The 19,173-nt window shown below is 71.3% G+C and carries 19 protein-coding genes; 11 read left to right on the top strand and 8 right to left on the bottom strand.

Annotated features, from left to right (window positions below; translation table 11 throughout):
• Positions 1–99: 99 nt before the first annotated feature.
• The 4 genes from IE269_RS10145 (at position 100) to IE269_RS10130 (ending at position 4,286) form a co-directional block, all read left to right on the top strand.
• Positions 100–1,215, top strand: a complete 1,116-nt coding sequence (locus IE269_RS10145) for a hypothetical protein (protein ID WP_189822494.1) — start codon at positions 100–102, stop codon at positions 1,213–1,215.
• A 220-nt stretch (positions 1,216–1,435) separates the two neighbouring features.
• A complete protein-coding gene (locus tag IE269_RS10140; RefSeq protein ID WP_189822493.1) occupies positions 1,436–2,893 on the top strand; it encodes a DUF2252 domain-containing protein in 1,458 nt (485 codons plus the stop codon).
• 127 nt (positions 2,894–3,020) lie between these two features.
• The gene (locus IE269_RS10135) at positions 3,021–3,851 is read left to right on the top strand and encodes a hypothetical protein (RefSeq protein ID WP_189822492.1); all 831 of its coding nucleotides are present in this window, start codon (positions 3,021–3,023) and stop codon (positions 3,849–3,851) included.
• Positions 3,852–3,941: 90 nt separating this feature from the next.
• Entirely contained in the window at positions 3,942–4,286 is a 345-nt protein-coding gene (locus IE269_RS10130) for a rhodanese-like domain-containing protein (RefSeq protein ID WP_189822491.1), read from the top strand.
• A gap of 40 nt (positions 4,287–4,326) precedes the next feature.
• Here IE269_RS10130 and IE269_RS10125 read toward each other — a convergent pair whose 3' ends face one another.
• The 6 genes from IE269_RS10125 to paaA all read right to left on the bottom strand — a co-directional run bounded on the left by IE269_RS10125 (position 4,327) and on the right by paaA (position 9,171).
• Positions 4,327–5,469, bottom strand: coding sequence for an acyl-CoA dehydrogenase family protein (locus IE269_RS10125; protein ID WP_189822490.1), 1,143 nt, complete (start codon positions 5,467–5,469; stop codon positions 4,327–4,329).
• 132 nt (positions 5,470–5,601) lie between these two features.
• Positions 5,602–6,666, bottom strand: a complete 1,065-nt coding sequence (locus tag IE269_RS10120) for a 2Fe-2S iron-sulfur cluster-binding protein (protein ID WP_189822489.1) — start codon at positions 6,664–6,666, stop codon at positions 5,602–5,604.
• The gene (gene paaD / locus IE269_RS10115) at positions 6,667–7,179 is read right to left on the bottom strand and encodes a 1,2-phenylacetyl-CoA epoxidase subunit PaaD (RefSeq protein ID WP_189822488.1); all 513 of its coding nucleotides are present in this window, start codon (positions 7,177–7,179) and stop codon (positions 6,667–6,669) included.
• Complete coding sequence (paaC, locus tag IE269_RS10110) at positions 7,173–7,892, bottom strand: 1,2-phenylacetyl-CoA epoxidase subunit PaaC (RefSeq protein ID WP_189822487.1); 720 nt, start codon at positions 7,890–7,892, stop codon at positions 7,173–7,175. The genes paaD and paaC overlap by 7 nt, the downstream gene beginning before the upstream one ends.
• Positions 7,889–8,188 carry a 1,2-phenylacetyl-CoA epoxidase subunit PaaB gene (gene paaB, locus IE269_RS10105; protein ID WP_189822486.1) on the bottom strand — a complete coding sequence of 100 codons (300 nt, stop codon included), beginning with the start codon at positions 8,186–8,188 and terminating at the stop codon, positions 7,889–7,891. The genes paaC and paaB overlap by 4 nt, the downstream gene beginning before the upstream one ends.
• Complete coding sequence (gene paaA, locus IE269_RS10100; protein ID WP_189822485.1) at positions 8,185–9,171, bottom strand: 1,2-phenylacetyl-CoA epoxidase subunit PaaA; 987 nt, start codon at positions 9,169–9,171, stop codon at positions 8,185–8,187. The genes paaB and paaA overlap by 4 nt, the downstream gene beginning before the upstream one ends.
• 121 nt (positions 9,172–9,292) lie before the next feature.
• On the opposite strand from paaA, the gene IE269_RS10095 reads away from it, so the two are divergent.
• From IE269_RS10095 to IE269_RS10085, 3 genes are read left to right on the top strand one after another with little or no spacing between them, the layout of a single operon-like run.
• Positions 9,293–10,129, top strand: coding sequence for a DUF5819 family protein (locus tag IE269_RS10095; protein ID WP_189822484.1), 837 nt, complete (start codon positions 9,293–9,295; stop codon positions 10,127–10,129).
• Complete coding sequence (locus tag IE269_RS10090) at positions 10,126–11,358, top strand: HTTM domain-containing protein (protein ID WP_438817531.1); 1,233 nt, start codon at positions 10,126–10,128, stop codon at positions 11,356–11,358. The genes IE269_RS10095 and IE269_RS10090 overlap by 4 nt, the downstream gene beginning before the upstream one ends.
• Entirely contained in the window at positions 11,355–12,023 is a 669-nt protein-coding gene (locus IE269_RS10085; RefSeq protein ID WP_189822482.1) for a TrmH family RNA methyltransferase, read from the top strand. The genes IE269_RS10090 and IE269_RS10085 overlap by 4 nt, the downstream gene beginning before the upstream one ends.
• Before the next feature lie 82 nt (positions 12,024–12,105).
• Here the strand turns inward: IE269_RS10085 and paaN are convergent, their stop codons facing one another.
• Complete coding sequence (paaN, locus tag IE269_RS10080) at positions 12,106–13,809, bottom strand: phenylacetic acid degradation protein PaaN (protein WP_189822481.1); 1,704 nt, start codon at positions 13,807–13,809, stop codon at positions 12,106–12,108.
• Positions 13,810–13,980: 171 nt separating this feature from the next.
• On the opposite strand from paaN, the gene IE269_RS10075 reads away from it, so the two are divergent.
• Positions 13,981–15,519: a 3-hydroxyacyl-CoA dehydrogenase gene (locus IE269_RS10075; protein WP_189822480.1), complete on the top strand. Its 1,539-nt coding sequence runs from the start codon at positions 13,981–13,983 to the stop codon at positions 15,517–15,519.
• Positions 15,516–16,124 carry a TetR/AcrR family transcriptional regulator gene (locus IE269_RS10070; protein WP_189822479.1) on the top strand — a complete coding sequence of 203 codons (609 nt, stop codon included), beginning with the start codon at positions 15,516–15,518 and terminating at the stop codon, positions 16,122–16,124. The genes IE269_RS10075 and IE269_RS10070 overlap by 4 nt, the downstream gene beginning before the upstream one ends.
• A gap of 79 nt (positions 16,125–16,203) precedes the next feature.
• Here IE269_RS10070 and IE269_RS10065 read toward each other — a convergent pair whose 3' ends face one another.
• Entirely contained in the window at positions 16,204–16,776 is a 573-nt protein-coding gene (locus IE269_RS10065) for an Lrp/AsnC family transcriptional regulator (RefSeq protein ID WP_229897523.1), read from the bottom strand.
• A 222-nt stretch (positions 16,777–16,998) separates the two neighbouring features.
• On the opposite strand from IE269_RS10065, the gene pdhA reads away from it, so the two are divergent.
• Entirely contained in the window at positions 16,999–18,150 is a 1,152-nt protein-coding gene (pdhA, locus tag IE269_RS10060; protein WP_189822478.1) for a pyruvate dehydrogenase (acetyl-transferring) E1 component subunit alpha, read from the top strand.
• The gene (locus IE269_RS10055; RefSeq protein WP_189822477.1) at positions 18,147–19,172 is read left to right on the top strand and encodes an alpha-ketoacid dehydrogenase subunit beta; all 1,026 of its coding nucleotides are present in this window, start codon (positions 18,147–18,149) and stop codon (positions 19,170–19,172) included. Before pdhA ends, IE269_RS10055 begins: the two co-directional genes overlap by 4 nt.
• The last annotated feature ends 1 nt before the right edge of the window (position 19,173 follow it).

The following is a 19,173-nucleotide window of genomic DNA, read 5'->3' as shown; positions in this document are numbered from 1 at the left end:
TAATTGCCAACCACTGCGTGGTGGGTCTGTGCTGTCGAACTTCGCACCGGGCCACCTCTCTTCGTGCCTCCCTTCGCGCCCTTCCCCTGGAGTCTGTCGATGTCTGCGTCCCCCACAGGTCAGAGCGGTACGGGGGCGCAGCTGCGGCACGTCCTCGGCCACCTCCTCACCCCGCTGCTCATGTGCATCGGCATGGGGCTGGCGTACCTCGGGGCCTTCCACGCACCCGAACCCCACCACCTGCGCGTCGACGTCGTCGGGTCGGGGCCGAGCGCACAGGTGCTGGCGCAGACGCTGCACGACAAGGGGAACGGCGCGCTCGACGTCCGTACCGTCGCCGACCGTGCGATCGCCCAGCAGGCGTTGAAGGACCGGGAGATCTACGGGGCGTACGTGCCGGGCGCGAAGCCCGAACTGCTGGTTGCCTCGGCGGGATCGGACACCACGGCGACCGTCGTGGAGAAGGTCTTCACCGGGCTCGCGGCCGAGCAGGGGGCGCCGCTGAAGGTCACCGACGTGGTGCCCGTGGCGTCGGGCGACCCGACGGGACAGGGGCTGTTCTTCCTGCTCGTCGCGCTCAGCATCGGTTCGTACGCCTCCGTGGCAGTGATCGGCGGGGCCGGTGCGGTGCTAGCACTGCGGCTGCGGGCGCTGCTGGCGGTGGGCATGTCGCTGGTCGTCAGCGTCATCGGGGCGGTGTTCGCGGGGCCGCTCTTCCACCTGGTGGACCAGGGGCTCGCCGGGGTGTGGGCGATGTCGTGGCTGTACTCGGCGGGCATCCTGCTGGTCGGCGTCGGACTGCACACCTTCCTCAAGCGCTGGACCACGCTGGGCGTGATGGTGCTGTTCGTGATGCTCAACTTCACCAGCTCCGGAGGCATCTTCCGGCCCGAGCTCCAGTCCGGCTTCTTCGCCTCGCTGCACTCCTTCTGGAACGGCGCCTGCTTCATCGAAGGGGCGCGCGGACACGTGTACTTCGAGGGCAACGGCGTCGGGCGCAGCGTGCTGGTGCTGGCGCTGTGGTTCGTGGTGGGCGCGGTCGTGATGGGGGCGGCGGCGGTCTGCGAGGCGGCTCGGCGGCGCAGGGAGCACCCGGGGGCGCATGCGGCTGTGGCGCAGGCGGGGGCGCGTCGGACCGAGGGGGCTGCGGCTGCGGGGGCCGTGCGGGAAGAAGACGCGGTGGAGGAGGAGTTGGAGGAGGCGGTCGGCGTGTGAGGGCGGGGTGGCGTCTGAGGGCGTCGGCGTGTGAGGGCGGTCGGCGTGTGGGAGTGGGAGCGGCTCCGGGCTGTGGTCCGGGGCCGTTCTTCGTACTAATCCCGGGTTATCCACAGGGTGTCTGAGCAGGGGCTCGACAACGGCGCTACGGTCGTGGGGAGTTGATGAGCGGCCGCGGAAAGCGGTTCGTGGGGCGGTACGGAGCGGGGGAGGCGGCGTGATGAACGACACCGGGGGGACCGGGCGGATTCCGGAGGTCGAGGGCTTTGCCCGGCGGGCCGTGAAGGGGGACGTGCAGGGCGGCGCGGAAGGGGCCGCGCGGGCGGCGTCGAGGAAGGCGGAGTCCCGCAAGGCGGAGGGGAAGGCACTGCGGGTGAAGGTGCCGCGCGCCGACCACCGCAGGCTGATCCTCGACCCGGGGCGGCCGGACGCGGTGCGGGCCGTCGAGGAGTCGAACCGGGGGCGGGTCGCCTCCCTGACGCCGATACGCGTGGGGCGCATGGCGGCAAGCCCCTTCTCCTTCCTGCGCGGTACGGCCGGACTGATGGCGCACGACCTGGCGGGCACACCCGTCACCGGCGTCGCCGCCCAGATATGCGGAGACGCGCACGCGGCGAACTTCGGGCTCTACGGGGACGCCAGGAACCGCCTGGTCATCGACCTCAACGACTTCGACGAAACGGTCGTCGGCCCCTGGGAGTGGGACGTCAAGCGCCTCGCGGCCTCGCTGGTGCTCGCCGGACGTGAGGCAGGGGCAGACGAGGACACCTGCCGCCGAGGAGCGTTCGACGCGGTCGGTGCGTACCGGCGGACCATGCGGCTGATGGCGAAAATGCCGGCGGCCGACGCGTGGAACGCGATAGCCGACGAGGAACTCGTCTCGCACACCGACGCCCGCGACCTGCTGGGCACCCTGGAACGGGTCTCGGAGAAGGCCCGCAAGAACACCAGCGCCCGGTTCGCGGCCAAGTCCACCGAGGTCACCGAGGACGGCGGCCGGCGCTTCGTGGACGCGCCGCCGGTGCTGCGCAGGGTGGCGGACGCGGAAGCGGCGGCGGTCGCCACCGCCCTCGGCGAATACCTGGGGACCGTCTCCGAGGACAGGCTGCCGCTGCTGGCCCGGTACGCGATACACGATGTGGCGTTCCGGGTGGTCGGCACCGGCAGCGTCGGCACCCGGTCGTACGTGGTGCTGCTGCTCGACCACCGGGGGGAGCCGTTGGTGCTCCAGGTGAAGGAGGCGCGTGCCTCCGCCCTCACCCCGTACCTGCCGCAGGCCGGGTTCGAGATAGCGGAGCCCGTGCACGAGGGCAGGCGGGTCGTGCTCGGGCAGAAGCGGATGCAGGTCGTCAGCGACATCCTGCTCGGCTGGTGCACGGTCGACGGGCTGCCGTTCCAGGTGAGGCAGTTCAGGAACAGGAAGGGAAGTGTGGACCCGGCGGCACTGGAGGCGGACCAGGTCGACGACTACGGGCGGATGACGGGCGCGCTGCTGGCCAGGGCTCACGCGCACAGTGCCGATCCGGAACTCGTCGCCGGCTACTGCGGCAAGAACGAGGAGTTCGACGAGGCCGTCGCCGACTTCGCGGTGTCCTACGCGGACCGTACGGAGGCCGACCACGCGGAACTGGTGGCTGCGGTGAGGAGTGGGCGGATCGAGGGGGAGATGGGGGTGTGAGGGGGGTGGGGTGAGGGGCGGGGATGGGGGGTGGGGGGGAGGGGCCCCTCCCCCCTGCCGGATCCCCGCCCAAGCCCTCCCCCAGGCCCAAGCCCCCCGCCCCGGGGAAGGACCGTAGGCTGGATGGGTGACTCAGGATGCCGCCGGGGGACCGGTTACCCCGAATGAAGACGACGTACGGTCCGGTGAGCGGCCGGAGGCGCGGTTGGAGAAGGCGGTGGGGGTCGCCGAGCAGGCGCTGATCGAGTTCGAGATCGCCGTGGAGACCTTCCGGATCGAGGTCGAGAACTTCTCGCGGCTGCACCACCAGAAGCTCGGGCCGATGTATTCGCGGCTCGACGAGCTGGACGCGCAGATCGCCGAGGCGAAGGCCCGGCAGACCGGGGATCCGAAGGACCTGGCGAAGGCGGACGAGCTGCGGGCGCTGGTCATGCCGATGCCCGGGGTGGAGGAGCTGTTCCACGGCTGGATGGACTCCGAGGGCCTGTCGCCCGAGGGTGCCGCGATGCTGAACGAGCAGCCGGTGCGGCCGCCCGAGCGCGTGCGGCCCAGCGAGGAGGCCCGCAAGCTCTACCGCGAGCTGGTGCGCAAGGCCCACCCCGATCTGGCCCGGGAGGAGAAGGAGCGCACGCGCCGGGAGGAGTTCATGACCCGGGTCAATGCCGCGTACGGGCGGGGTGACGAGGCGTTGTTGGGGGAGCTGGCCGAGGAGTGGGCGGCCGGGCCGGTGCCCGAGACGCGGCTCAGCGCCAGCGAGGAGCTGTATGCCCGCCTGGAGTGGCTGTCGCAGCGCAAGGAGCTGCTGACCGTCGTGGCCCGTGACCTGGAGGAGAGCGCCATCGGGTCGATGCTGCGGATGGCGCCGGAGGACCCGGACCGGCTCCTGGAGGAGATCGCCGAGCAGCTGCTCGCGCAGGTCTCCGAGCGGGAGGCGGAGCTCGCCCGGTGGGTGCAGTAGCGTTCCGGGCGGCGACGGGGGTCGTGGGTGACCCGGTGTCGTCTGTGATGAGTGATCGGTAGTCGTGTGTACGAGAGAAGGCCTGACCCCATGAATTTCGCCTCCATGCCCTCGGTGGACGTCGCGTCGGTGCCGGCCGACGGCCTCGTGCTGGATGTCCGGGAGGCCGACGAGTGGGCCGCCGGGCACGTCGAGGGTGCGCTGCATGTGCCGATGAGTGACTTCGTCGCCCGGTTCGGTGAGGTCACCGAGGCGGTGGCGGACGGCCGTCGCGCCCATGTGATGTGCCGGGTCGGCGGGCGTTCGGCGCAGGTCACCCAGTACCTCGTGCAGCAGGGCATCGACGCGGTGAACATCGAGGGCGGCATGCTGGCGTGGGACGGCGCCGGCCGGCCGATGGTTGCCGACGGCGACGCCCCCGCGTTCGTGCTCTGACGCTCAGGTCTTCTGACCCGAAGGTCCTCCGGCGTGAAGGTCAGCCCAGCGGGTGCTCGGCCAGCAGGTCGCCCAGGAGCTCCTCGTGGGCGGCCGCCGGGCCGAGGCTGAGCTCCAGTTGTTTGGCCCAGGCGTGGTAGCGGTGCAGCGGGTAGTCGGTGTCCGCGCCGAAGCCGCCGTGCAGGTGCTGTGCGGTCTGTACGGTGCGCCGTACGCCGTCTGCCGCCCAGATCTTGGCCACCGCCACGTCCCCCGCGAGCGGAAGCGCACCATCCGCCGAGGACGCGCTCAGCCGCCAGGCGGCCTGCCAGAGGGTGGCCTCCATGGCGCGCAGGTCGATGTACCGGTCTGCGGCCTGGACGGCGACGGCCTGGAAGGTGGCGACCGGGTGTCCGAACTGCTCGCGCTGTGAGGTGTAGTGGGCCGTCATCTCCAGGACGCGTTCGCCCAGGCCCAGTGCCTGCGCGCAGGTCCCGACGGTGAGCAGCGCGTGCAGCCAGTCCCCTGCCGCCGGGTCGGTGATCACCTCGTGCGGTGCCGCGCGTACGGCGTCCAGGCGTATCTCGGCGAGGAGTTCGCCGCTGGTGGAGACCTGGTCGGCGAGGGTGACGCCGGTGCGGTCGCGGGGGATCAGGGCCACTACGGTGCGGCCGTCGTCGCCGGTGCGGGCGGGCACCGCGATCAGGTCGGCGTGCTGCGCCCAGGCGACCGCCGTCTGTACGCCGTCCAGAGTCCAGTCGGCGTCGTCCGACTGCCGTGCTGTGACGGCGAGTTCGGCCTTTTCGTGTCCGGTGCGTCCGTGCGCGGCGGCGGTGAGGACCAGTTCGCCGCGTCCGGCCCGGGGCAGCAGCTCGCCCGCCAGCTCCTTGTCCCCGTACCGCTGAACGGTCAGGGCCGCCGCGCTGGACTCCAGCAGTGGCACCCGGGCGAGCACTTTCGCCGATTCGCGCAGGACGAGGCAGAGGGCGAGCGGGTCCAGGCCCGCGCCCCCGTGTTCCTCGGCCAGCAGCAGGCTCAGCAGGTCGGCGGCGGCCAGCTTCGCCCACAGTGGGCGGTCGAAGTCGTCGGCGACGGCGCCCGTGGTGAGCGCCGGGCTCGGTACGGCGTCCGGTGCCTCCCCGGCGAAGACCGCCCGTGCCGCCTCGGCGGCCGCCTGCTGTTCCTCGGTGAAGGTGAAGTCCACTGCCCTGCCCTCCCGTAAAGCCGTGCCCGTACCGACATCTGACGGTGCGTCAAGATAGAACACGTTCTACGGGAAGGGAATGGCGGCGGCCGCGCGGCCCCGCCCTTCACAGGCCCCGGCAGCTTCCGTAGCTCAGCGGTCGAAGTCCAACTCCACCTCCCCGGTGGCCGGATGCGACTGGCAGGCCAGCACGTATCCCGCCTCGGTCTCTTCCTCCTCCAGCGCGTAGTTGCGGTCCATGCGGACCTCGCCGCGCACCAGGAACGCCCGGCAGGTCCCGCACACCCCGCCCTTGCAGGCGTACGGCGCGTCCGCGCGCGCCCGCAGCACCGTCTCCAGCAGCGACTCGCCGTCCTGCACCGGCCAGGTCCCGGAGCGGCCGTCGAGGGTGGCGGTCAGGGTGCCGCCCACGGCGGCGGGCACGGTCGCGGCCGGCGCGGCGGCAGCGGCACCGTCGTCGACGTGGAAGATTTCCTCGTGGATACGGTCCCGGCCGACCCCGAGTCCGCGCAGCGCCCGCTCGGCACCCTCGACCAGGCCGAGCGGCCCGCACAGGTACCACCCGTCGATGTCGGCGACGGGCAGGAGCGCGGGGAGCAGGCCCGTCAGCCGGTCCTCGTCGAGTCGCCCCGACGGCAGCCCCGACTGCTGCTCCTCCCGCGAGAGCGCCGTGACCAGCTGGAACCTGTCGGGGAAGCGGTCCTTCAGGTCGGCGATCTCCTCCAGGAACATCGTGGAGGCCGCCGTGCGGTCGCTGCGGATCAGACAGAACCGGGCGTCGGGCCGGCGCGTCAGCAGCGTCGTCGCGATCGACAGCACCGGCGTGATGCCGCTGCCGCCGACGACCGCCGCGAAGTACCCGGCGCGCGGCTTCAGTACGAAGCGGCCGGTGGGCGGCATCGCCTCGACCGTGTCCCCGACCAGCAGTTCCTTCAGTGCGTACGTGGAGTACGCGCCGCCGTCGACCAGCCGGATGCCGACCCGCAGCACCGGCTCGTGAGGGGCCTCGGCCGCGGGGGCGCAGATCGAGTACGTACGCCGGATCTCCTGCCCGTCCACGATCCGCCGCAGTGCCAGGTGCTGGCCGGGCACGTGCCGGAAGGTCTCGCGCAGCTCGGGCGGCACCGCGAGGGTGACGGCCACCGCATCGTCGGTGAGCCGCTCGATGCCCCAGACCCGGAGCGGGTGGAACGGCATCTACAACTCCTTGAAGTGGTCGAAGGGTTCGCGGCAGGCCACGCAGCGGCGCAGCGCCTTGCACGCGGTGGAGGAGAAGCGGCTGAGCAGTTCGGTGTCGACGGATCCGCAGTGCGGGCAGCGGATCGCCAGGGAGAGGGGTATCGGGCCGCCGCCGCTCACCTCGCGTGTGGTGCGCGGGGGTGCGATGCCGAACTCGGCGAGCTTGCGCCGTCCTTCGTCGCTGATGTCGTCCGTGGACCAGGCGGGGGCGAGCACGGTGCGCACGGTGACCTCGGCCATGCCGCCGCTCTCGTGGAGTATCCGCTCGATGTCGGCGGACATGGCTTCGATGGCGGGGCAGCCGGTGTACGTCGGGGTCAGGTCGACCTCGACGCTGCCCGGCCCGGTGACGTGCACTGCGCGCAGTACGCCGAGCTCTTCCAGGGTGAGGACGGGCAGTTCGGGGTCGGGGACGGTGCCCGCGAGGCGGCGCAGTTCGGCCTCCAAGGCGGTGTCTTGCTCGGTCACCATGTCGCCCCCGGGTGGCTGCGGTGCAGGTGCTGCATTTCGGCGATCATGCGGCCGAAGGGTTCGGTGTGCAGGCCCTGCCGGCCCGCGCCTGCCGCCCAGGCTCCGGTGCGGGGGCCCTCGGGGACGGTGAGTGTGGCCCGCTCCAGGACCGTGGTGACGGAGGCCAGCCACTCCTCCTCCACCAGTGGTGCCTCCGCCAGGCCCTCGACCGGCTGGAACGGCTCTCCGGTGAAGCGCCACAGGGTGTCCACGGCGCGCTGCATCCGTGCGTGGCTCTCCTCGGTGCCGTCGCCCAGGCGCAGCGTCCACTGCTCGGCGTGGTCGCGGTGGTACTCCGTCTCTTTCACGGCCTTGGCCGCGAGGGGCGCGAACTCGCCGTCTCCGGCGGCCAGTCGGCCGTACAAGAGGTGCTGGTAGGTGGAGAAGAACAGCTGGCGGGCGATGGTGTGGGCGAAGTCGCCGTTCGGCTGCTCGACCAGTTGGAGGTTGCGGAAGGCGCGTTCCTCGCGGAGGTAGGCGAGTTCGTCCTCGTCGCCGACGAGGGAGAGCAGGATGCGGGCCTGGCCGAGGAGGTCGAGTGCGATGTTGGCGAGGGCGACTTCCTCTTCGAGGACGGGGGCGTGGCCGGCCCACTCCCCCAGCCGGTGCGAGAGGACGAGGGCGTCGTCGCCGAGGGCGAGGGCGGCGGTGCGCGCAACGGAGGTGGCGGTCACAGGTGCTTCACCCCGTCCGGGATCGCGTAGAAGGTGGGGTGGCGGTAGGGCTTGTCGCCGGAGGGTTCGAAGAAGGAGTCCTTCTCGTCGGGGGACGAGGCGGTGATCTCGGCGGACGGCACGACCCAGATGGAGACGCCCTCGGACCTGCGGGTGTAGAGGTCGCGGGCGTTGCGCAGGGCCATTTCGGCGTCCGGGGCGTGCAGGCTGCCGGCGTGGGTGTGGGAGAGTCCGCGGCGGGAGCGCACGAACACCTCCCACAGCGGCCAGTCGTGGTTCTGGTCGGTGCCGGTCATGCGGCTTCCCCCTTGGTCTTACGGTGCTTGCTTGCGTACGCCGCTGCCGCGTCCCGCACCCAGGCGCCCTCTTCGTGGGCCCGGCGGCGCTGGGTGATGCGCTGGTCGTTGCAGGGGCCGTTGCCCTTGAGGACGTCCCAGAACTCGGCCCAGTCGATGGCACCGAAGTCGTGGTGGCCGCGTTCTTCGTTCCACCGCAGGTCCGGGTCCGGGAGGGTGAGGCCGAGTGCCTTCGCCTGCGGGACGGCGATGTCGACGAAGCGCTGGCGCAGTTCGTCGTTGGAGTGCCGCTTGATCTTCCACTGCATGGACTGCGCGGAGTGCGAGGACTCGTCGTCGGGCGGGCCGAACATCATCAGCGACGGCCACCACCAGCGGTTGACCGCGTCCTGCGCCATGGCGTGCTGCTCCGGGGTGCCCTGGGAGAGGGCGAGGAGCGATTCGAAGCCCTGGCGCTGGTGGAAGGACTCCTCCTTGCAGATGCGGACCATCGCGCGGGCGTACGGGCCGTAGGAGCAGCGGCAGATGGGTACCTGGTTGGTGATCGCGGCGCCGTCCACCAGCCAGCCGATCGCGCCGACGTCGGCCCAGGTCAGGGTGGGGTAGTTGAAGATCGACGAGTACTTCTGGCGGCCGGCGTGCAGCTTGTCGAGGAGCTCCTCGCGGCTGGTGCCGAGGGTCTCGGCGGCGCTGTAGAGGTAGAGGCCGTGGCCGGCTTCGTCCTGGACCTTGGCCATGAGGATGGCCTTGCGGCGCAGGGAGGGTGCGCGGGTGATCCAGTTGGCTTCGGGCTGCATGCCGATGATCTCGGAGTGCGCGTGCTGGGCGATCTGGCGGACCAGGGAGGCGCGGTAGGCGTCGGGCATCCAGTCGCGGGGTTCGATGCGTTCGTCGGCGGCGACGGCCGCGTCGAACACCGTCTGCTGGTCCGGAGCCGAGCCCTCCTTCGCGGGGTGGGTCTGCCCTTCTGTCACTGCCGTCATCCTGGCCCCCTGTGCCACCGACCGACCGATCGTTCGGTTCATTGACTTCAATGGTGGGGCGACGGCCCGTAGGGTGTCAACCTCTGTGGACAACTGGCCGACGCGTGCTGATCGGGGCGGGATGGATTCGTACGACGACAAGGCCCGGGGCGAGGACCTGACCCCGGATGCCGCCGAGAATCCGGCGAAGGACACGTCACCGCCCGCCGAGGACCCGCCCGCCGCAGACGTACCCGCCGAGACCCCCGGCACCGAGACCCCCGGCACCGAGACCCCCGGCACCGAGACCCCCGGCACCGAGACCCCCGGCATCGCCGGGCTCTCCTTGCGCTCCCAGGTCGTCGCGGCCCTCGCCCTCGCCCTGGTCGGTGTCACCGCCCTCGTGCATCTCGGCATGGTCTTCCTGCATGTCGCACCGTCGAACACGCTCTCCAAAGAGCACAGCCAGGCGGTGAGCGACTGGATCAACCCCGAGTTCGAGCAGAACTGGAAGCTCTTCGCCCCCAACCCGCTGCAGCAGAACATCGCCGTCCAGTCCCGTGCCCAGATCCAGACCAAGAGCGGCCAGTGGCGCATCACGGAGTGGATCGACTTCTCCGCCAAGGACGCCGAGCAGATCCGCGGCAGCCTCCTGCCCAGCCACACCGACCAGAACGAACTGCGCCGCGGCTGGGACTTCTACACCAACTGGCACAACGACAAGAACGAGTCGCTGGGCATGCGCGGGGACGTTTCCGCACGCTACATCCGGCGCATCGTCCTGGAGCGGATGTCCGAGCTCGACATGGGCGGCCGAGTGGTCCGTATCCAGGTCCGCTCCTCCACGACCTCGGTGAAGCCGCCGCCGTGGAGCACGGAGAAGATCTCCACCAAGCCGGTGTACCGGACGCTGCCCTGGTGGAAGGTGACGCAGGCCGACCTGACGAAGGTCGCCGACGAGGCGGGAGTGACCAAGTGAGCGTCACCCAGAGGTTCCGGTCCAAGGCCCCGTCCAAGGCTCTGCCGGCCCGGACGCAGCAGTGGCTCCAGCGGGGCGTCCAGCGCGTCACCGCCGCGGCCCTCGGTCCGTATCAAACAGCGATAGTGCGCATCGGGTTCTCCGCGACCTGGCTGCTGTTTTTGCTGCGCGAGCTGCCGCACCGGCACGAGCTGTACGGGCCCGACGGTCCGTGGGCGTTCGACATGGGCCGGGACATCCTCGCCGACAACGGCGCCTTCACTGTGCTGATCTGGACAAACAGCACACTGTGGTTCGAGCTCGTGTACGCCCTTGCGATCGTTTCCAGCGCACTGTTGCTGGTGGGCTGGCGCACCCGGACGATGTCCGTGCTGTTCATGATCGGCGTGCTGTCGCTGATGAACCGCAGCGTCTTCATGGGCGACGGCGGCGACAACGTCATCCACCTGATGGCGATGTACCTGGTGCTCACGCGCTGCGGCCAGGTGTGGTCGCTGGACGCGCGCCGGGTGAAGGCCGCAGGGGGTGTCGTTTTTGCCGTCGTACGGGACCGGGTGGGGCCCGCGCTGTGGACGGTGCTTGGTGTCGCCCTTGCGGCGGTCACTTTCCTGGGGCTGCTGAGCTGGGGCTGGGCGCTGGTGTTCTGGGCGCTGCTGCTCGTGCACCTGGGGTGGTGGGCGGTGTGCCGGTTCGCCGACGGTGAGCCGCGACGGCTCGCGGACGTCCTGGCCAACCTCGTCCACAACGCCGGTCTGCTGATCATCATGGTCGAGGTGTGCTTCGTCTACGCGACGGCCGGCTGGTACAAGGTGCAGGGTTCGCGCTGGCAGGACGGCACCGCGATCTACTACCCGCTGCACCTGGACTACTTCACGCCCTGGCCGTGGCTGTCCGAGCAGCTCGCCTCGCACGGCACGATGGTCATGCTGGTGACGTACGGAACGGTGATCGTGCAGGTCGCCTTCCCGTTCACGCTGTTCAACCGGCGGGTGAAGAACGTCCTGCTGGCGCTGATGATCGTGGAGCACGCGAGCATCGCGGTGCTGCTGGGGCTGCCGTTCTTCTCGCTGGCGATGATCGCCGCCGACGCGGTGTTCCTGCCGACGGTGTTCCTGCTGTGGCTGGGCGGCCGGGCCGGGCGGCTCAGGGACTGGGTGTTCGTTCCGTCGCGCAAGGCCCCGCAGCAGCGTCCCGAGGCCGTGGAGCAGCCCCGTACGCTCGTGGGGTGAGCAGCGAGAACATTCCCGTGGAAGAGCCCGCCCAGTACGACGACGGCTTCGGCGACGGGATCGGCGTCGGCCCGCACCCCGAGCCCTGGCCGAAGGGCGAGCGCTACGACCCCGAGCTGCTCGCGCACGGCGACCGGCGCAACGTCGTCGACCCGTACCGGTACTGGACGCGGGAGGCGATCGTCGCCGACCTGGACACCCGGCGGCACGACTTCCACGTGGCCGTGGAGAACTGGGGCCACGACTTCAACATCGGGTCCGTGGTGCGTACCGCGAACGCCTTCCTCGCCAAGGAGATCCACATCGTGGGCCGCCGGCGCTGGAACCGGCGCGGGGCCATGGTCACCGACCGCTACCAGCATGTGCGCCATCACCCGGACACCGAGTCGCTGACCGCGTGGGCGGCCGCCGAGGACCTGCCGATCATCGGCATCGACAACCTGCCGGGGGCGGTCCCGCTGGAGCGCACGGTGCTGCCGAAGCGGTGTGTGCTGCTGTTCGGTCAGGAGGGGCCTGGGCTGACCGAGGAGGCGCGCAGGCACGCGTCGATGGTGTGCTCGATCGCGCAGTTCGGCTCGACACGGTCGATCAACGCGGGAGCCGCGGCGGCCGTCGCGATGCATGCCTGGGTACAGCGGTACGCGGACGTGCCGGAGCCGTCGTAACAGGGGGCAGTACCGGGAACGCCGTGGTCCGCGTTGGGGGGCGCGAACCACGGCATTCGTCTTTCCGGTGCGTACGCCGCCGTCAGGCCTGGCGGCGTACCTCCACCGTCCGGAAGCGGTTCGCCACGAACGCGCCGTCGCACAGTGCGGCGTTCGCGGCCGGGTTGCCGCCGGAGCCGTGGAAGTCGGAGAACGCGGCCGTCTGGTTGACGTACACCCCGCCCGTCAGATTCAGCGAGAGCTGCGCGGACTCCTCCAGGCAGACCTCCTCGACGGCCCGCTCCACCTCGTCGGACGTCGTGTACGCGCCGACCGTCATGGCGCCCTTGTCGCGGACCGTACGACGCAGCAGCTCGACGGCGTCGGCCGTGGAGTCCACGGCGACGGCGAAGGACACCGGGCCGAAGCACTCCGAGAGGTACGCCGCCTCCGCGTCCGGCTTCGCGCCGTCCAGCTTGACGATGACGGGGGTACGGACCGTGGCATCGGGGAAGTCCGGGTTGGTGACCTCGCGGGACGGCAGGGCGACCTCGCCGAGACCGGCCGCCGCCTCCAGGCGGGCCTTGACGTCCGGGTTGACCAGTGCGCCCAGCAGGGCGTTCGCCCGGCCGTCGTCGCCGAGCAGGCCGCCGACCGACTTCGCGAGGTCGCCGACCACCTCGTCGTACGACTTGGGACCCGCGTCGGTGGTGATGCCCTCGCGGGGGATCAGCAGGTTCTGCGGGGTGGTGCACATCTGGCCGCTGTACAGGGACAGCGAGAACGCCAGGTTGGAGAGCATCCCCTTGTAGTCGTCGGTGGAGTCCACGACGACGGTGTTGACGCCGGCCTTCTCCGTGTAGACCTGCGCCTGGCGGGCGTTGGCCTCCAGCCAGTCGCCGAAGGCGGAGGAACCCGTGTAGTCGATGATCTTGATTTCGGGGCGGGTGGCGAGCGTCTTGGCGATGCCCTCGCCGGGGCGCTCGGCGGCCAGCGCCACCAGGTTGGGGTCGAACCCGGCCTCGGCGAGGACCTCACGGGCGACCTTCACCGTCATCGCGAGCGGCAGCACCGCGCGCGGGTGCGGCTTGACCAGGACCGGGTTGCCCGTGGCCAGGGACGCGAACAGGCCCGGGTAGCCGTTCCAGGTGGGGAAGGTGTTGCAGCCGATGAGCAGGGCGATGCCGCGCGGGACGGCCGTGAAGGACTTCGCCAGGTTCAGCGGGTCGCGCTTGCCCTGCGGCTTCGACCAGTCGGCGGCCGCGGGCACCCGGGTCTGCTCGACGTAGGCGTACGCCACCGCCTCCAGGCCGCGGTCCTGGGCGTGCGGGCCGCCCGCCTGGAGCGCCATCATGAACGCCTGGCCGCTGGTGTGCATCACCGCGTGCGCGAACTCGTGCGTGCGGGCGCTGATGCGGGCCAGGATCTCCAGACACACCACGGCGCGCGCCTCGGGGCCCGCGTCGCGCCACGCGCCCATGCCCGCGCGCATGGCGGGCAGCAGGACGTCGATGTCCGCGTGCGGGTAGGAGATGCCCAGCTCCGGGCCGTACGGGGAGACTTCGCCGCCCTCGGAGGCGGTGCCGCCGACCCAGTCGTCGGTGCCCGGCTGGTCGCCCAGGTCGAAGCGGGTGTTCTTCAGCGCCTCGAACGCCGCGAGGCCGTCGGCCGCCGCGCTCTCGCCGTACGCCTTGGGGTGCTCGGGGTGCGGGGACCAGTAGGCGCGCGTACGGATCGCGTCGAGGGCCTGGTCGAGTGTGGGCCGGTGGGTCTCGGTCAGCTGGGTCAGCTGCTGCGGCGACTGCATGTGTACGGACCAACTCCTCGTCGAGCTGGGCTCGGACTGGGCTCGGACGGTCGGACACGGCTAGAGTAACCGAACGATCGGTCGGGACAAGGGGGCCGACGCAAACCTGTGGACAACGCGTTCGCGGGACCGACGTGCACCTGTGGACAACCGTCCTGGAGGATTGGCCGCATGACAGCAATCGAGCGCTCCCGCACCGTCGCCGTCGTCGGGGCCGGGACCATGGGCCAGGGCATCGCCCAGGTCGCCCTCCTCGCCGGGCACCCCGTCCGGCTCTTCGACGTCGACGCCGAGCGCACCACCGCCGCGGACGCCTCCGTACGCTCCCGGGTGGAACGCCTCGTCGCGAAGGGGAAGCTGGCGCGCGCCGACGCCGACGCGGCGCTGGAGCGGCTGCACCCCGCCCACGACCTGCGGGACCTCGCCGAGGCCGCCCTCGTCGTCGAGGCGATCGTGGAACGCCTGGAGGTGAAGCAGCAGGTGTTCCGCTCCCTGGAGGAGCTGGTCTCCGCCGACTGCCTGCTCGCCACGAACACCTCCTCGCTGTCGGTGACCGCCGTCGCGGGCGCGTTGAAGCACCCGGGGCGCTTCGTGGGCATGCACTTCTTCAACCCCGCGCCCCTGCTCCCCCTGGTGGAGATCGTCAGCGGCTTCGCGACGGACGCCGATGCCGCCACCCGCGCGTACGACACCGCGCTCGCCTGGGGGAAGACGCCGGTGCGCTGCGCCGACACCCCCGGCTTCCTGGTCAACCGGATCGCCCGCCCCTTCTACGCCGAGGCCTTCGCGGTGTACGAGGAGCAGGCCGCCGACCCCGCCACCATCGACGCCGTACTGCGCGAGTGCGGCGGCTTCAGGATGGGCCCCTTCGAGCTGACCGACCTGATCGGCCAGGACGTCAACGAGGCCGTCTCCCGCTCGGTGTGGGAGGCGTTCTACCAGAGCCCCAAGTTCGTGCCGTCGCTGCCGCAGCGCCGCCTGGTGGAGTCCGGACGGCTCGGCCGCAAGTCCGGGCACGGCTGGTTCCCGTACGCGGAAGGCAGCACCAGGCCCGCACCGCACACCGCACCACCGGAGCCGGCGCCCGCGCAGGTCACCGTCGCCGGTGACTTCGGGCCCGCCGCAGAGGTGCTCGCGATCCTCCAGGAGGCGGACGGCATCGAGGTGAAGCAACTGGCCTCCGGCGGCCCGTACATCGGCCTCCCTGGTGGCGGCCAGCTCGCCCCCGTCGACGGGCACACCTCGGTGGAGTACGACGACGTCGTCTACTTCGACCTCGCCCTGGACTACCGGAGCGCCACCCGCATCGCCCTGGCCGCCTCCGGCGACGTCAGCGAGGACACCCTCAAGGAGGCGATCGGGCTCTTCCAGGCGCTCGGCAAGGACGTCAGCGTCATCGGCGACGTCCCCGGGATGATCGTCGCGCGCACCGTCGCGATGCTCGTCGACCTCGCACTGGATGCCGTGGCCAAGGGTGTCGCCAGTGCCGGTGACATCGACACCGCGATGCGCCTGGGCGTCAACTACCCGCGCGGGCCGCTGGAATGGGGCCGCGACCTCACCGGCGACTGGTCCTTCGACCTGCTCACCGCGATGCACCAGCGCTGTCCCACCGGGCGCTACGCCCCGTCGCTCGCGCACTACCGGCAGGGGTACGCCGACCAGGCGTCCGTGTCCGACTCCGCGTCCGAGGAAGAGAGCACCGGATGACCACCACGGACCGGCCGACGACGGCCAAACGGGACACGTACACCCCGGAGACACTGCTCGCCGTCGCGGTGAGCGTCTTCAACGAGCGCGGCTACGACGGCACCTCCATGGAGCACCTCTCCAAGGCCGCCGGGATCTCCAAGTCGTCGATCTACCACCACGTCGCCGGCAAGGAGGAACTGCTGCGGCGCGCGGTCAGCCGGGCGCTGGACGGTCTCTTCGCCGCCCTGGAGGAGCCGCGGGCGCAGCGCGGGCGGGCCATCGAGCGGGTCGAGTACGTCACGCGGCGCACCGTCGAGGTGCTGATGGCGGAACTGCCGTACGTGACCCTCCTGCTGCGGGTGCGCGGAAACACCCAGACGGAGCGGTGGGCGCTGGAGCGCAGGCGCGAGTTCGACCAGCGGGTCGCCGACCTGCTGAAGGCGGCGGCCGCCGACGGCGATCTGCGGGCCGACGTGGACATCCGGCTGGCGACCCGGCTGCTCTTCGGGATGATCAACTCGCTGGTGGAGTGGTACCGGCCGCATCCCGACGGGGGCGCGGAGCAGGAGCAGCTCGTGGACACGGTCGTACGGATGGCCTTCGACGGGCTGCGTACGGGCTGAGGGCCTCCCGGGCCCGCCCGGGTCCGCCCCGGCCTCCCGGGTCCGCCCCGGCCTCCCGGGTCCGCCCGGCGCGGGAGGTTCAGTCCTGCGCCGGGCGTTGCGGGTCCAGGTCGGTCTCCTCGAAGACCAGCAGCGTGCGCGTGCTGAGCACCTCGGGGATCGACTGGATCTTGGTGAGGACCAGCTCGCGCAGGGTGCGGTTGTCGGGTGTGTGCACCAGCAGCAGCACGTCGAAATCGCCGCTGACCAGCGCTATGTGCGCGGCCCCCGGCAGCGCCTGGAGCTCCTCGCGGACCGTGCGCCAGGAGTTCTGGACGATCTTCAGGGTGATGTACGCCGATGCGCCCTGCCCCGCCCGCTCGTGGTCGACGCGGGCGCTGAAGCCCCGGATCACCCCGTCGTCGATGAGCCGGTTGATGCGCGCGTAGGCGTTCGCCCGCGAGACGTGGACGCGCTCGGCGACCGACCGTATCGAGGCCCGGCCGTCGGTCTGGAGCATGTGCAGGATGTCGCGGTCGATGGCGTCCAGCGGGCGGGCGGGCGGCAGGTCCCGGGGGCGGGCCGGCGGCAGCTCCCGGGAGCCGCCCCTGTGGACGTCCCCGCCGTTGTGGGAAAGTCCGTCACCCGATCCGGCCATTTGTTCAGCTGCCATGTCCCCCTGCTTCCCCGCCATGGACGTCCTGCCCCCATCCCAGGCTGCGCAGAACCGTTTGTCCACAGGCTGATGCCGCCTGTAGCCAAACTGCATCCACGACCGAACAATCGGTAGGTGAGGCACGCCACATTCCGGCGCCCTCGTGACCTTTCCGTTCCTGCTGGTCCTGTACCCGCCGGGACGGGTTGTCCGCACCGTTCCCACGAGGAGGTGTTCGTCGTGACGATTCAAGAGATGCCGGGCAGCACGGCCTACCGGCCCAGCCCTCCCCCGGCCTGGCAGCCGCGTACCGACCCCGCCCCGCTGCTCCCCGACTCCTCGCCGTACCGCGTGCTCGGCACCGAGGCCGCCGCCGGGGCGGACCCCGCCCTGCTGCGCAGGCTGTACGCCGAGCTGGTGCGCGGCCGCAGGTACAACGCGCAGGCCACGGCGCTCACCCGGCAGGGCCGCCTCGCCGTGTACCCCTCCAGCACCGGCCAGGAGGCCTGCGAGGTCGCCGCCGCCATGGTGCTCCAGGAGCAGGACTGGCTCTTCCCCTCGTACCGCGACACCCTCGCCGTCGTGGCCCGCGGTCTGGACCCCGTACAGGCGCTCACCCTGCTGCGCGGCGACTGGCACACCGGTTACGACCCGCGCGAGTCCCGCATAGCCCCCCTGTGCACGCCGCTCGCCACCCAGCTGCCGCACGCGGTGGGTCTTGCGCACGCCGCCCGCCTCAAGGGTGACGACGTGGTCGCACTCGCCATGGTCGGCGACGGCGGCACCAGCGAGGGCGACTTCCACGAGGCGCTGAACTTCGCCGCCGTGTGGCAGGCCCCGGTCGTCTTCCTCGTGCAGAACAACGGCTTCGCGATCTCCGTCCCGCTCGCCAAGCAGACCGCCGCCCCGTCCCTGGCCCACAAGGCCGTCGGATACGGAATGCCGGGCCGGCTCGTCGACGGCAACGACGCGGTGGCCATGCACGAGGTGCTGAGCGAGGCCGTGGAGCGTGCCCGGCGCGGCGGCGGCCCGACGCTGGTCGAGGCGATCACGTACCGCATGGAAGCCCACACCAACGCCGACGACGCCACCCGCTACCGCGGCGACGCCGAGGTGGACGCCTGGCGCGACCACGACCCGATCACCCTGCTGGAGCGGGAGTTGACCACACGCGGCCTCCTCGACGAGGACGGCATACGTCAGGCCAAGGAGGCAGCCGAGACCATGGCCGCCGACCTGCGGGAGCGGATGAACGCGGACCCGGTGCTCGACCCGATGGACCTGTTCACCCACGTGTACGCGGAGCGCACCGCACAACTGCGCGAGCAGGAGTCCCAGTTGCGGGCAGAGCTGGAAGCGGAAGCGTCCGTGGAATCGGGGGACGGACGATGAGCAGCACCACCGTGGCCCCCGGCACGAAGAAGGCCGCCGCAAAGCCCGCGAGCATGGCCCAGGCCCTCCAGCGCGCCCTGCGCGACGCGATGGCCGAGGACCCGACCGTGCACGTGATGGGCGAGGACGTCGGCGCACTCGGCGGTGTCTTCCGCATCACCGACGGCCTGGTCAAGGAATTCGGCGAGGACCGCTGCACGGACACCCCGCTCGCCGAGGCGGGCATCCTCGGCGCGGCCGTCGGCATGGCGATGTACGGGCTGCGGCCGGTCGTGGAGATGCAGTTCGACGCGTTCGCCTACCCGGCGTTCGAGCAGCTCGCCAGTCACGTCGCCAAGATGCGCAACCGCACCCGCGGCGCCCTCCCCATGCCGCTGACGATCCGCATTCCGTACGGCGGCGGCATCGGCGGTGTCGAGCACCACAGCGACTCCTCCGAGGCGTACTACATGGCCACCCCCGGCCTGCACGTCGTCACCCCGGCCACCGTCGAGGACGCCTACGGGATGCTGCGCGAGGCCATCGCCTCCGACGACCCGGTCGTCTTCCTGGAGCCCAAGCGGCTGTACTGGTCCAAGGCCGACTGGTCGCCGGACACCCCGGCCGCCGTCGCCCCGATAGGCAAGGCCGTCGTCCGCCGCCCCGGGCGCAGCGCCACCCTGATCACCTACGGTCCGTCCCTCCCGGTGTGCCTGGAGGCCGCCGAGGCCGCCACGGCGGAGGGCTGGGACCTGGAGGTCGTCGACCTGCGCTCCCTGGTGCCCTTCGACGACGAGACGGTGGCCGCGTCCGTGCGGCGCACCGGGCGCGCGGTGGTCGTGCACGAGTCGGCCGGCTTCGGCGGACCCGGCGGCGAGATAGCCGCCCGGATCACCGAGCGCTGCTTCCACCACCTGGAGGCGCCGGTGCTGCGCGTCGCCGGTCTTGACGTGCCGTACCCGCCGCCGATGCTGGAGCGCCACCACCTGCCCGGCGTGGACCGGGTGCTGGACGCGGTCGCCCGGCTCCAGTGGGAGGACTGAT

Origin of the sequence: Streptomyces spiroverticillatus (genome assembly GCA_014650415.1) — a bacterium.
GTDB classification, from domain to species: Bacteria; Actinomycetota; Actinomycetes; order Streptomycetales; family Streptomycetaceae; genus Streptomyces; species Streptomyces spiroverticillatus.
The sequence above is the reverse complement of the archived record's forward strand: the minus strand, read 5'-3'. Positions and strand labels throughout refer to the sequence as shown.